The sequence below is a fragment of the Novosphingobium sp. genome (genome assembly GCF_027486195.1).
GTDB lineage: Bacteria > Pseudomonadota > Alphaproteobacteria > Sphingomonadales > Sphingomonadaceae > Novosphingobium.
The window spans coordinates 33947-47876 of record NZ_JAIXPP010000019.1 but is presented as its reverse complement, the minus strand read 5'-3'; the positions used below and the strand labels follow the sequence as shown (position 1 = coordinate 47876).

Sequence of the window (13930 nt, the reverse complement as noted above, 5' to 3'; positions counted from 1 at the left end):
GACGGGATCAAGAACAAGATCCACCCGGGCGAAGCCATGGACAAGAACCTCTACGATCTGCCGCCGGCCGAACTCGCCGAAGTGCCGACCGTCTGCGGTTCGCTCCGCGAAGCGCTCGACGCGCTGGTCGCCGATCACGACTTCCTCCTCCAGGGCGGCGTGTTCACCAAGGACCAGATCGAAGCCTATATCGAACTCAAGTGGCCCGAAGTGATGCGCTGGGAAACCACGCCCTCGGCCGTCGAGTTCGACATGTACTACAGCGCCTGATTTTCAGCGCTTGGTCAGAAAGGGGCGTCCGGGAAACTGGGCGCCTTTTTCGTTTCGGGTTTCAGGAGGAAGGGTGCCTCCGGCGGGCAAGAGCCATTGCCCTTGCGTCCCGGCGGTTTATGGCTGTTTTTGCTGGTTAGCTGCTGTTCGGCTCTATGACCAAACGTCGAACCGTGCGACCCGCGTCGAACCCATCGCTTTCGCGAGTTCGCGATCTTTGAAGCCGGGTTGGGTTCCCATCCACTTTACGAAGTTATCTCGTCCATCGGCTTCGAGCGGAAATATTCCGACAGGATCGGCCTCGGTTGAGTAAAGCAGGAATACGACGTCTGCTCCCCAAGGGCCGCTATCATCGGTAGCTACTACAACCCGGCGAAGCTCACAAAGGGGCAGCATGCGCTCACCGCCTCCACCGTCGCTCGTCACGATTACACCATCCCGAAAGCGCACGCTCCACTTGCTCAGGGGGGGATGGTTCAGGAGTTTCTTGCGCAACCATTCGAACATGACCGTCATGATACCCGTCGAGAGAGTGTCCGCACCTGGGCGCAAACAGTCGCTCGAACCTGCTCAACGGGCCGAGGCGAGCCGACCCCGGACAGTATCGTCGGCCCGGACTTGATCCGGGCCTTGGCTTTCTTTTCGGGCGCGACGCCAGAAGAACAGCCAGACCCCGTGTCAAGCACGGGGTGACGGGGCTTGGTGGTTATTTCTTACCTTCGTCATTGCCGTGCAGGCGGGAATCCAGAGCGACTGGCGCTGCGTTTGTGGCTGTGGATTCCCGCCTACGCGGGAATGACGAGGTGGGAGTTGGGGTTGGGGTTCGGGGTGCCAGCCTGTTGGATTTGGCGGTGCGCCGGCGCAGGGTTCGGGCAGGAGGGGTGATCGCGCGACCGGTGCGGCGCCTGCACTGGCGCTGCGGGGAGGGCGTCGTGTTCTGCGCAGGGTGCGAGTGGCCGGGCGGGCAGAAGCGGTCCGGCGCAGCCTATTGGTCGATCATGGCCCGGGACCGGGGTAGCGGCTCGCTGGCGTACCGGTCTTTGCTCGCGCCGGGCAAAAGCGCGGCGGGTGCCATGATCCTGTGCTGGCGCGGTAGTTTGCCTGGCCAAGGACTTGGGGGAGACCGCCCCACCTTGAACCCGCAGCCCGCACCGGTCGCGTTGGCGTGTTACGGCCAAAGGAGCGAGGGCAAGGCCGGCCTAGCTTGCTCCCGATCTGGGTGGGGCGTATAACCTATATGGTTCGTTTTGTCAAGTGTGATGATGTGTTCTTGAGTGGCGACGGGAGAAAGGTAGGCCTGCGCCGTCTTGTATCAAGGCTGATTTAACTTTCCCGCACCTGCGCCGGGAAGCGGCAACTTGATTTCCGTTCGACAGGAACGGACGGGAGTTTTGTGCCTTGCTGTGATCTTTTTCCACAGACCCACATGGACTCGGGATGAACGGTGATTGCGGCAGGATGAACGGAGCCGCCCCGGACTCCTCGAATCGGCCCGGATCCTTAGAGATGCTGCACATGCTCAAGAACGTGGTCGCAGCCCTTCTCGCACTCCTTTCAATGTTCGCCCTGCCCTCGGCAGCGCAGGCCCGGCTCCAGTGCGTGACTTACGCGCGCCAGATTTCGGACGTGCAGCTCAGCGGCAATGCGCGCGATTGGTGGGGCAACGCGGAAGGCCGCTACGGTCGCGGCCAAGCGCCCAAGGCTGGTGCTGTCCTCGCCTTCGCCGGCACCCGTTCGATGCCCTATGGCCACGTCGCGGTCGTCCGCAAGGTCGTCGATGATCGCCACATCCTGATCGATCATGCCAACTGGTCGCGCCCCGGCATGGTCGAGCGCGGCGTGATGGCGGTGGACGTTTCAGCTGCGGGTGACTGGAGCGAAGTGCGCGTGTGGTATGCGCCGACCCGCTCGCTGGGCCTGCGCCCGAGCGCGGCCAAGGGCTTCATCTATCCGCACGCATCGACGTCCGGGACCCTGACGGCGAGCGCCGAGACCGCTTCCAGCGCCGGCTGATACCGTTTTGCGGGTAGGCAAGCCCTTTCTGATTTGCCAACAGCTTTACCCATGAACAGACCGCTTCTTGCCGTATCCGCGCTGCTGTGGTGCTCCCATGCAGCTGCCGAGCCTGTGGCAGCCGATCCGATGCCACCGGCTGCGCGCGCGATCATCGATCACTATCACATGCAGAACATCCCCCATGAAGGGCCGTGGTTCCTGCAGACCTTCAAGAGCGACGACGTGATCGAAGGCGCGCTGGCCGAGCGCTACAAGGGCAAGCGCTGGGCTTATACGGCCATCTACGCGGTGTTCACGCGCAGCGATTTCTCCGCGATGCACCGGCTCGCCACCGATGAGCTCTGGCATTTCTACGGCGGCAGCCCGGCGCAGATCCTGCTGCTCTATCCCGATGGGCACGGCGAGACGCGGATCTGGGGCAGCAATGTGCTGAAGGGCGAGGAGCCGCAGATCATGGTGCCGCGCGGCACGTGGATGGGCGCGCGGCCCATCGGCGATCCGCAGACGGCGTACAGCTTCGGCGCCAACACGCTCTCGCCCGGTTTCGAATATGCCGACTACGAACCGGGCTACCGCGACGAACTGACGGCGCTCTACCCGAAGTTCGCCGCCGAGATCGCAGGGCTCACCCGCGACGAATCTGCCCGCCGCCCGGCGGACAGCACCGCGCCCAAGCCTGCGCTGGTGCCCCCGGTAGCAGTCGAGGAACTGGTTGGCCGCACCGCGCCGCAGCGTTCCGAAGCGATCAGCGTCGCCCGCTTCGTGCTGCAGAAGGGCGCTGCGATCCCGCTGACGGTGACGCGTGAAGGCAGCGAAGCGATGGTGGTCGCCGCCGGCAAGGGCCGCGTCACCATCGGCAGCAAGGTGCAGGACGTTGCGCAAGGGTCGGTCGTGCTGCTGCCGCCGGGCGTGCCGCACCGCATCGATGCCGATACTCGGCTCGAATTCACTGTCAGCGTCGCGCCCGCCTGGCAGGCGTCCGACATGACGATCCTGCCCGATCCCGCGAACGAGAAGCCCTGAACGGCGCGATCAGGAGGCCCGGCGCAGCGCCGCTTCGATTTCCCGATCCGCGAGCAGACCGCGCGCTTCTTCGGCGGGGAGCGCGGCCCAGAACAGATAGCCCTGCACCAACTCGCAGCCGGCGGCCTGCACCAGCAGACGCTGCACTTCGGTCTCGACACCCTCGGCCACGACCTTCATCCGCAGTGTCTTGCCCAGCGTGGTGATCGCGCAGAGGATCGAGTGGGCATCGCGGTCGCGCTCGATGTTCGAGACGAACGAGCGGTCGATCTTGATCCGGTCGAACTGGAACGAGCGCAAGTACGACAGCGAGGAATAGCCGATCCCGAAATCGTCGAGCGCAACGCGGATACCCATACGGTTGAGCTCGCGCAGCACGCCGATCACGTGCGCGCTGCGATCGAGCATGACGCCTTCGGTCACTTCGAACACCAGCCGCTGCGGGTTCATGCCGGTCTCTTCGAGCAGACCCGCGAGCATCGGCAGGAAATCTCCCGCCATGATCTGGAGCGGCGAGAGGTTGACCGAAATGTCGCAGTCCGGCCAGTCGCGGCACTCGGTGAAGACATGGCGCAGCACCCATGTGCCAAGCGGGATCATCAGGCCGCCCTGCTCGGCGATCGGCACGAAGAGGTCCGGACGGATCTCCCCGCGCTCGGGGTGGTTCCAGCGCAGCAACGCCTCGAATCCGCCTATAATGCCCGAGCCGGTTTCGACCACTGGCTGGTAGGCGACCGAGAGCTCGCCGCGGGTGATCGCGAGGCGCAGCTCCATTTCCATTTCGCGCCGCAGTTTGACGCTTGCGTCCATATCCGGCGTGAAGCGGCGATAGCGCCCGCGCCCGCGCTGCTTGGCGCGGTAGAGCGCGATATCGGCGCGGCGCAGCAGTTCGCCGGGGTCCTCGCTCTGTTCCGGCCCCCAGCTGATCCCGCAGCTGACCGAAACTTCGAGCGTATTGCCCGAAATCAGGAAGGGCCTGCGCATCAGTTGCATGATCTTGTTGCCCAGCTGGTCTGCAGCGCGCGCGCCATCCCCGCTGGCGTGGAGCAACACGAATTCATCGCCGCCGAAGCGCGCGATGAAGGCCTCGCGCGGCAGCGCCTCGCGCAGACGGTGGGCGACCATACGGACCAGTTCATCGCCCACGTGATGGCCCATGGTATCGTTGACCAGCTTGAAGCCATCGATGTCGATATAGGCGACAAACAGGTTCCCCTGCGCCTCGCCTTCAAAGAATTCGGTGAGCAGGGTGCGCAGGCGCTGCATGTAGTAGACGCGGTTGGGCAGGCCGGTCATCGCATCGTGCAGCGCATTGTGCTGGGCCTGCGCCTCGCTGGCCTTGAGCTCGTTCGCCGTCAGGCGCATGCGACGCACGATCACCGCGCCGCCCGCGACCACGCCGAGGAAGAACAGGATGAACGCGGCAAGCACCGGTGCGGTGCGCTGGACGATCTTGGGCCCCGGCACCTTGGCTGTCCAGGTGATCCAGCCGATGTGATCGCCGAAAGCAGTGCTCAGCGGCACGGCATTGGCTGTGCCGATCCGCGCTTCATCCGGCACGAAGCTGAGATCGCGCAGCACGAGGTCGCTGCCCATCTTGGTAAGGATCGAGCCATCGAGGTAGCGCAGCGTCGCCACGTAATTGGGCTCGCGGCGGAGCAGGGTATAGTCGTTGTCGGGCACGATCGCGACGACCGAGAGGAACGCCGGCCGACCATGCCGCAGCACCGGCGTCGCCGCCCAGCGGTTGAGCGGCTGGCCCGATGCGGCCACCGGCCAATCGATATCGGCCAGCTTCTTCATGCCCGCGATGCGCCCGCCCAGGGGCACGTTGTGCTTGGCCCGGTCGATCAGGTCCTCGACATGCCAGCGCACTTCCTGATAGCCGGCATCCCCGGTCGGCCGCCCCTGCGCCCAGCCGTGCACCAGCGACCCATCGGGCTGGACCAGGAACATCGCGTCGGTCTCGAGGTTGTTCCAGACGAAATCGCCGAGGAAGTGGTTCGCCCAAGCCTCGTTGTCCGCCAGCACGGCATTGCGCATGGCATCATCCCAGGTCAGCTGCACCTTTTGCGCCGCAACGATCTGGCTGCCCAGCTGATCGAGATAGCGGGTGACGAGCACCCGCTCGTCCTCGCGCGCGAGTTCGTCGGCGATACGGGTCGATCGGGTGAAAACCGCGACCAGCAGCGCAGACAGCGCGATCAGCGCAAGGAACGTCGCAAGCGCGATCCAGCCGGTGCGCAGATTGCGCACAGACGATCGCGCGGCAGAACCGCAGCTGAGGTGGTCAAGACCCATCGAGCCAGACTTACCGACAGGATGGAAAGAAACGGTTAGCGCGGGCTACGCGTGTGGAGCCAAATGTTTCGAATCTTGCGGCTTTCGCGACTATCTAAAGCGTGACCGGTCAAGGTTGATGTGTTGTGATAGCCATCAGCAGGCCCGTGGCACCCGATCCTGCACATGATGGGTTGGTATCGGGGGGTAGGCATGGCCATTCCGGCCAATCCTTGCGGATGGTCCGATCCGTCGCCAAATACGTTGCAATCACGTACCGGACTTGTCATCGTCGGGCACACGGCTCAACCGTTTGGCAATCCGACAATCTTGGGAGAAAACTGATGCGCGAGCATCTGCAGCACTACATCAACGGCGCCTGGGTAGATAGCGAAGGCGGCAAGCGCCATGAGGTGATCAATCCCGCGACCGAAGAGGCCTGCGCGGTCATCACGCTGGGCAGCCAGGCCGATGTCGACAAGGCCGTCGCCGCCGCCAAGGCCGCTTTCCCCGCCTTTGCCGCCACCCCGGTGGAAGAGCGCAAGGCCCTGCTTGTGCGCATTCTCGACGAATACAAGAAGCGCATTCCCGATTTCGCCAAGGTTATCAGCGAAGAAATGGGCGCGCCGATCGGCTTTGCCGGCACCGCACAGGTGGGCGCTGGCATCGGCTACATCCTCGGCACGCTCGAGGCGCTTGAAGGCTTTGAATGGGAATCGCCCGTTCCCGGTGCCAACGCCCGCTTCGTGCATGAACCCATCGGCGTCGTCGCCGCGATCACGCCGTGGAACTGGCCGCTCAACCAGATCTGCGCCAAGATCGCGCCGTGCATCGCTGCGGGCAACACGATCGTGCTCAAGCCTTCGGAAGAATGCCCCTCGAACGCGGTGATCATTGCCGAGGTGATGCATGCGGCCGGTGTGCCGGCAGGTGTGTTCAACCTCGTGCAGGGCGATGGCCTCGGCGTCGGCGTGGCGCTAACCGTGCACCCCGATGTCGATATGGTGAGCTTCACCGGATCGACCCGCGCCGGCATCCAGATCGCCAAGAACGCGGCTGACACCGTGAAGCGCGTGCATCAGGAACTGGGCGGCAAGTCACCCAACCTCATTCTCGAGGACGCGGACTTTGCCGCGACGCTGCCTGGCACGCTGCAGGGCGTGGTCGCCAACACCGGGCAGAGCTGCATCGCCCCCACCCGCCTGCTCGTTCCCAAGTCGCGCAAGGAAGAGGCCGAGACTTTCGTGAAGAACTACTTCGCGGCGGTGAAGGTCGGCAATCCGGCCGAGGACGGCGCGCACATCGGGCCGGTGGTGAACAAGGCGCAGTGGACCAAGATCCAGTCGCTGATCGACACCTCGATCGCCGAGGGCGCCTCGCTGCTCGAAGGCGGCCCGGGCCTGCCCGACAACGTCAACCGCGGCTACTTCATCCGCCCGACGGTGTTCTCTGACGTGACGCCAGACATGACGATCTTCCGCGAGGAAACCTTCGGCCCGGTTGCCACGATCACCACCTATGACGGCATCGAGGATGGCATCGAGCTGGCGAACCGCACCGCCTACGGGCTTTCGGCAGTCGTGACTGGCGATGTCGAGACCGCCAAGGGCATTGTCGGCCGCCTGCGCGCGGGCCTCGTCGCGGTCAACCAGTGGGGCGGCGTCAAGGGCGGTGCCTTCGGCGGCTACAAGCAGTCGGGCAACGGCCGCGAGGGCGGCGTCTACGGCCTGAAGGACTTCATGGAACTGAAGACCATCGCCGGGGCGTAAGCGACTTGTGGAGCTCTCTCCCCTTCAGGGGAGAGATACGCAGGCTTGGCAGCGTGCTGCCTAGCCGAAGTTGAGAGGGGCCTTGCAAGCGCTTGCCCCTCTCCCAACCCTCTCCCCTGAAGGGGAGAGGGCTACTTCCGCCTCAATAATCCTTGGATGCCTTGAGGTTGAGGCTTTCGTCGCCGATCGTGGAGATCGTGCCGAGCAGCACCAGCCACCGCGTGATGCGAAACTCCACCGAAGTCGCGCTGTAGCCGCGCCCGTCGGTGATCAGCTCGACGAAGATGCGGCGGCCGATGTACTTGCCCACCGCAATCGACGTGCTGCGCCCGACCGAGGCATCGGCGCTGATGATGCGCAGCCGATCGAGTCCGATGGCATTGCGCACCTTGTTGATCGGATCGAGCCCGCCGCCGCTGCGGAAGCTGGCGAGCGCGGAGGCGAGCTGAACCGCCTCTGGCGCGGAAATCTGGGTGATCGAACTGCCGAACAGCATGCGGCTAAGCAGCTCTTCCTCGGGCAGCGCGGGGACCGAACTGAATGCGATCTGCGGCTTGAGCGCCGAACCGCTGATGGCGATCTTGGCGCTCACCCCGTTGGCATCGCCTTCGGCAACGATATCGAGCCGGGGATCGACCGGTACTTCGCCGACGAAGCGGATGCGCCCGCGCGTGAGATCGAAGCGCCGCCCGGCGAACTCATAGCCACCGCGCACCAGATCGGCACTGCCGAAGATCTGCGGATTGGCGGTATCCCCGCGCAAGCGCACATCGGCGCCCCATTCGCTTTCGAGGCCGAGCCCGCGCACATCGATGCGGTCCGCGCCGGCGGCGTCGATCAGGTACTTCCACGGTGTGTAGGGCACGCGCGGCGGGGCGACGTCGGCACGCTGGTTGATTTCGTGCGTGGTGATCGCGGGCAACGCTTCGGTCACATTGGCGCGGCCCAGCGTCCAGCGCGCGCGATCGATATGCACGCGTCCGGCGATCGTCCCGCCGATGCCGTCGGAAATAAGGCGCAGCGGCCCGGTCACGGTCGCGGCCATGTCGTCGCGGTTAATCAGCAGCGCGTTCGTGGCCGCCAGCCTGAGATCGAGCCCGACGCCCCGCGTCGCCAGATTGGAGAGATCGACCGTACCGCTACCGCTGACCGTGCCACCACCCCCCGAGCCACCGGGCGTTGTGCCGCTGAAGTGGGCCAGGCTGAGCCGGGCATCGGCAAAGCTGCCGAGCGCTTCGACATCGCGCACGTCAGAGCCGGTGAGGTTCGACTGGACGCGCAGCGCACGCGTCGCAACTGCACCGGTGATCACCGGGTGGTCGATCGAACCCGTGACGCTTGCCGCAGCGCCGAGCGGGCCGGTGAGGTCGATCACTTCGATCGCGGCGAGCCGCCACAGCGCCTCGGCGGGGCCGCTATAGCGCAGCTCTGCCTTGAGGCTGCCGCCCCGCAGCCGCTCGAGCATGGTGCCGCCGCGCGGCAGGTCGGTCACCAGCGCCTGCACCCGCCCGCGCATCGCCGCGCCTTCGCGCGCCACCGCGCGGACCTGCAGCGCGGCGGGATTGAGCTCCGCCACCAGCGCCAGGTCGAGCGGCCTTGAGGTCAGGACAAGGCCCGAGCGGGTGAGGCCCTTGAGCTCCACCGCAGCATGGCCCGAGGGCGCGCCGAGGTGGTCGTTCTCATAGTCGATCACGCCTGAGGCGAGCCCGCCTAGCCCGAGATCCGGCAGCACGATATCAAGCACCGAAAGCGGCATGCGCGAGAGCATGAGCTTGAGCTGGGTCGCCTCGCCCAGCACATGGCCGCTGGCAATCACGCTGCCCCGCCCGAAATCGATCTGCGTGGGCTGAAGCCGCCAGCCGGCCGCTGCGCCACCACCCGCTTCATCCGGCTCGCGCTCGAGCACCGCGCGGCGCGGCATCGAGATCGCGCGCCCGGCATAGTCCCCTGCGACGAAGGCGACGATCTTGTCGGGCGAAAAGGCGGCGGTGCCCTGCAGCGCAAAGCTCGTGCCGCGCCGCCCGGCGAGCGACGCGGTGACGCTGCCCGATCCGTTGACGAGCGCGGCGTCCGCTGCAAGCCGGCCGATGAAGAGCTTGCCCGCGCTGATCCCCTCAGCCTTGAGCGAGGCCTGCAAGGTGGTGTCACCGCCTTCGATGCGTCCGTCGGCGGTGATCTCGGCATTGCCGACCGCGATCGGGTTTTCACCGCCAAAGCGGGCACCGCGCGCCGTGATCGCGGCCTTGAGCGCTTGGCCCGCCCCGTCCGGTGCGAGGTCGATGGTGCCGGTCACCCCGCCCCCCGCGAGCGCCAGACTGCCCGTCGCCCCCTGCTTGCCGATATCGACGCTGCCGGTGATCCGGGTTTGGTAGACGGTGAAGTGCTCGATCCCGAGGTGCACCGGCGCGTCCTTCGGCGCCGTGAGCAGGACGAGACCGCTGAAGGCCCCCAGCCGCGAATCCCCCTTGGTTTCAATGCGGAAGCCATCACCTTCGGGGCTCAGCGCAAGTTGCACGTCCTTGAGACTGGCGGCCGGGAGCGGATCGGCGAGCACGAGCGTGGCGCGCGGGCCATCCTTTGCCAGCGCCGCATCGAAAGTGAACGGCCCGTATTCGAGGTGGCGGCCCTGCCCGGCCAGCGTCGTCACGCCGTTCGCCTGTGTCCAGCTGCGCAGCGCCATGGTGAGCTTCGCCGAAGTCAGCTCGCCCCGCCGCACGATCAGCGGCTGGCTGCCACCTAGGGTGAGTGAAGCCCGCGCGCGGACATTGCCGCCCGTCAGGTTGGCCAGCGTGGCATTGTCGATCCGCGCCATGCGCCCGGCACCATCGGCGCTGAGCAGCCACGGTTGACCGCCCCCCACGGTGAGCGCAATGCGCGCCTCGCCATCGGCCATGCCCAGATCGGGCAGCGCGATCCCCCGCGCGGTTACCGGGCCGGAGAGGGCAAAACGGCTGCGCGCCAGATCGCCATCGAGGACCAGCCTGGCAGACGCGCCCTTCAGCGTGAGATCGAGCCGGTCCGACGTGAGCTTGCTTCCAGTCAGCACAAGGTCGCCGGAAAGACGCGCACCCGGCAAGCGCGGATCGACCATGGCCTGTCCGGTCTTCAGCCGCTGCGCCGTGAGCGCGAGCGGCAGGCGCAGGCGCTTGCCGTCCCAATAGGCCGTGCCCGCCGTTCGCAACCCCTCGGCGAGCACCGTTCCGCTGCGCAGGCGCGCGGCGCGCAGGTCGTGGATGATCGCAAGCGCAGCGAAGCGGCCATCGACCGTCGCATCGAGCCGCGCGCCCTGCAGTTCGGTGCCGGTGCCGGCCAGCAGCAGCTCCGGCCGCGCGAGAACGGCGCGGACCTTGACCGCTTCGGCGCGGTTGTTCACGAGATCGAGCCCGCCCTCCGCCGTGGCCCTGAGCGCAGCGCCCCCGGCGAAAAGCCGCCCGCGCAGCACCCCGCCGCCAGCAGTTCCGTCGGCCACGATGGAAAGCTTGCCGCCGCTCGCGCGCCGGGCGGCATCACCCAGCAGATCGCCAGGGAAGACCTGCCCGGCCAGCTTGTAGCGCCCGCTGCGGTTCTCGAGCTGGAATGCCGCCAGCTTGCGCCCGCCCTCGGTCGCCGCGCTCCAGCCGTGCCACTCCTGAAACGTGCCCTTGCCGCCCGCGCGCGCGGAAATGTCGCGCTTCAGCCCGGTCAGTGCGGCAAGCAGGCCGTCCTTCGGCGCGTTGTAGATGAAATCGAGCGCGAACCTGTTGCGATCCGGCTCGCTATCGAGCCGCAGGCGCAGCCGGTCGCGTCCGCCCAGCCGTCCGCCAAGGCTGACCAGCGCCCGTCCGCGGCGGATATCGGTGACCGCGGCAAAGTCGATCCGCCGCCGCTCTCCCGTCAAGCCGCGATCAATGGCGAGGTTTTCCGCCGCCAGCTTGCCGATGCGGATATCGAAATCGGGCAGTATCGGCTCGTTCAGATCGCCGGGCCTGAGGCGGGGCGCGCGCAGCAGCGTGGCGCGCTTGAGGATCAGCGAGCGGATATCGAGGCCCTTGAACAGCCCCGAACGCGGATCAAGCCCGAACCAGGCGAGCGGACGCCAATCGAGTGTCGCTTCGGGCACGACCATGAAGCGCCCGTCGGGATCGCTCAGCACCACTTCGTGCAGGCTCATCGCACCCAGCAGCGTGCCATCGATCCGCCCGATCCGGATGCGCAGGCCCGAACCCGGCACGATGGCGGCAATGCGGTCCGCCACGAAGCGGTGACCGAGCGAGGAATCGAGCACGACCATCGAGCCGCCGATCGCCAGCACGAACAGCAGCGCGGCAAGGAGCAGCCCGCGGCCCCAGCCGAGCACGCGCCGAACCGGCCCCTTGCGCGGCAGCGGAGCGGCAGGCGGCTCGGGCGGCGCGGCACTCGCCATCAGAACGCCTGCCCGAGGCTGACGTAAACGCCGATGCGGCTATCGCCCTTCGAGGGATTGACCGGCGTGCCCAGATCGATGCGGATCGGGCCGAAGCTGGTCTGGTAGCGCAGGCCAAGGCCCACGCCGACCTTGAGGCCGTTGACCGTGGGCGAGGCTGTGGTGCCCACCGTGCCCGCATCGACGAACGGCACCACGCTGACCGCGCCGCCCATCAGCCCGGTCTTCACGCGCGCTTCCAGCGAGAATTCGGACAGGCTGCGCCCGCCGCTCGGATTGCCGAGAGCATCGCGCGGGCCGACTGCCTGATAGGCAAAGCCGCGCACCGATGCGCCGCCGCCGGCATAGAACCGCCGCGAAGGCGCGATGGAATTGACATCGGTGCCCGGAATCGTGCCCAGCCGCACGCGCTCTGCCAGCACCACGCGGCTGCTGACAGGCTGGTAGGCGCTCGCATCGAGTTGCGCGCGCAAGTAGCTGGACTTCATGCCGTTCTGCACCGAGATTTCAGGGCTCAGCCGCACCGAAACGCGCACGCCGCGCCGCGGATCGAGCAGGTCGTTGCTGCCGTCATAGGCGCCGCGCAAGGGCAGCGCGCCGATGAAATAGGTGGTGCGGGTGGAACCGGCGGCGGCGGGCAGTTCGCTCGTGGCGAGCAGTTCAAACCCGGCGGACCACACCCAGGCCTTCTGGAAGATCAGCGTCGTCTGCTTCTCGAACGTCGTCGAGAACGAGAGGGTGCGCGCCTGATACGCGTCCGTCCGCCGGGTCTGGGCATAGAGATCGGCGGTAAGCACCTGATCACGCCCGAAGAAGTTGTTGCGGCGATAGGTCGCGCCCGCCAGCTGCTCACGCGTACCGACCACGCCGCGGAAGCGCACGAGGCCTTCGGGCGGGAACATGTTGCGGTTCTCCCAGCTCGCCTCGACCCGCAGGCCCTCGCCGCTCGAATAACCGATGAGCCCGGCAATCGTGCGCTGCGGCGCCTTGGACAGAGTAACGTCGACATCGGCGACGCCCGGCTGCGGATTGGCCGCCGGGGTGACTTCCCTCGGCGTGACCGTGACTGCCGAGACGAGGCCGGTTGCCAGGATCGCCTGCCTGAGATCATCGACACGCGACTTGCGGAAGGGATCACCCGGCCGGAAGCGGGCAATCCGCGCGAGGTGGCGGGCGGAAAGGTAATCGGGCAGCGAGCTGTGGATCTCACCCATCACATATTGCCCGCCGCTGGTGACGGGCAGGATCAGATCGCCAGTGCGCACCGCATGGTCGATCGTGAGATCGGGTTCGCCCACCTTGGCAAAGGCATGGCCGCCTTCGCCGAGCGCGGTGATCAGGTGATCGCGCTCGACAACGATGCGGTCGGTATTGACCGGATCGCCCGGCGCGAGTGCGAAGGCGCGCGTCAGCGCAGCGGCATCGTGCGCGGCGGCAATATCGCCCAGGTCGATGCGCGAGAGAGTATAACGCGGCCCCGGGCGCACATCGAAGCGCACGCCGACTTTCTTGAGATCGATTGCCGGCCCCGGCCCGCTGCCTTCGGCCGGCGCCGCATAACCGGTCGTGCTCTGGAACACCTCGGCGTCGTAGTAGCCATAGACCCTCAGGACCTGTTGCAGCAGATCGGTGTCCTGCCGCGCGCGCCGGGTCAGCTGCGCGAGGTTGTCTTCCTCGTTGCCGAACTTGCGCAACGTGGCGAGCGTGCCGAAGCGCGTGGTCACGGCCTCGCGCTCGGGCAAGGTCTCGACGTCCGGCGGAAAGGCGAGCGCCAGTTGCGGCGTAACCGGGAACAGGCTTGCGCCCGGAATCTGGCCGATCCCGCGCCCGCTACCCGGATCGGCGTCAGTCGCCAGCGCCTCGCCGGCGGCCTTGGCCTGTTCGGCGGCCTCGCCGATATCCGCATCGGGCGTGAGCAACTCGATCGGCGGCAGCTCCGCCGCATCGGGCCAGGCCAGCGTAATCGCGGGAATGCCGGTCAGCGGCGCGATTGCATCGGGCGAAAGCAGCGTGCTCGGATCGGGCACGGGGACTTTGGCAGCATCGGTCTGGTTCGCCCAGGTTTTGGGATCGTCCAGCGCGGAATCGGGGATCAGATCCTCAAGCGCCTGATCCGCATCTCGCGATTGGGCGTGCGCCAATTGCGGCAGAATGGCGAGCAGAAGGGCCG

7 protein-coding genes and 1 pseudogene are annotated in these 13930 nt (G+C 66.7%); 4 read left to right on the top strand and 4 right to left on the bottom strand.

From position 1 onward, the window contains the following. Positions 1–270, top strand: a pseudogene (glnA, locus tag Q0071_RS04200) (glutamine synthetase); the annotation flags it as partial. Between the two features lie 153 nt (positions 271–423). Here glnA and Q0071_RS04195 read toward each other — a convergent pair. After that, positions 424–786 (bottom strand): hypothetical protein, encoded by a 363-nt coding sequence (locus Q0071_RS04195; RefSeq protein ID WP_298165640.1) that lies wholly within the window; start codon positions 784–786, stop codon positions 424–426. Between the two features lie 990 nt (positions 787–1776). Between Q0071_RS04195 and Q0071_RS04190 the strand changes: the two genes are divergently transcribed. Both Q0071_RS04190 and Q0071_RS04185 read left to right on the top strand, forming a co-directional pair. Then, positions 1777–2283 carry a CHAP domain-containing protein gene (locus Q0071_RS04190; protein ID WP_298165639.1) on the top strand — a complete coding sequence of 169 codons (507 nt, stop codon included), beginning with the start codon at positions 1777–1779 and terminating at the stop codon, positions 2281–2283. Between the two features lie 51 nt (positions 2284–2334). After that, positions 2335–3309, top strand: a complete 975-nt coding sequence (locus tag Q0071_RS04185) for a cupin domain-containing protein (protein WP_298165637.1) — start codon at positions 2335–2337, stop codon at positions 3307–3309. 9 nt (positions 3310–3318) lie between these two features. Here Q0071_RS04185 and Q0071_RS04180 read toward each other — a convergent pair whose 3' ends face one another. Next, positions 3319–5565: an EAL domain-containing protein gene (locus Q0071_RS04180; RefSeq protein WP_298165635.1), complete on the bottom strand. Its 2247-nt coding sequence runs from the start codon at positions 5563–5565 to the stop codon at positions 3319–3321. A 368-nt stretch (positions 5566–5933) separates the two neighbouring features. On the opposite strand from Q0071_RS04180, the gene Q0071_RS04175 reads away from it, so the two are divergent. Further along, positions 5934–7358, top strand: a complete 1425-nt coding sequence (locus tag Q0071_RS04175; protein ID WP_298165633.1) for an aldehyde dehydrogenase family protein — start codon at positions 5934–5936, stop codon at positions 7356–7358. 142 nt (positions 7359–7500) lie between these two features. Here the strand turns inward: Q0071_RS04175 and Q0071_RS04170 are convergent, their stop codons facing one another. Beyond that, positions 7501–11760 carry a translocation/assembly module TamB domain-containing protein gene (locus Q0071_RS04170; protein WP_298165632.1) on the bottom strand — a complete coding sequence of 1420 codons (4260 nt, stop codon included), beginning with the start codon at positions 11758–11760 and terminating at the stop codon, positions 7501–7503. Beyond that, the gene (locus tag Q0071_RS04165; protein WP_298165630.1) at positions 11760–13901 is read right to left on the bottom strand and encodes a BamA/TamA family outer membrane protein; all 2142 of its coding nucleotides are present in this window, start codon (positions 13899–13901) and stop codon (positions 11760–11762) included. The genes Q0071_RS04170 and Q0071_RS04165 overlap by 1 nt, the downstream gene beginning before the upstream one ends. Between the last annotated feature and the right edge of the window lie 29 nt (positions 13902–13930).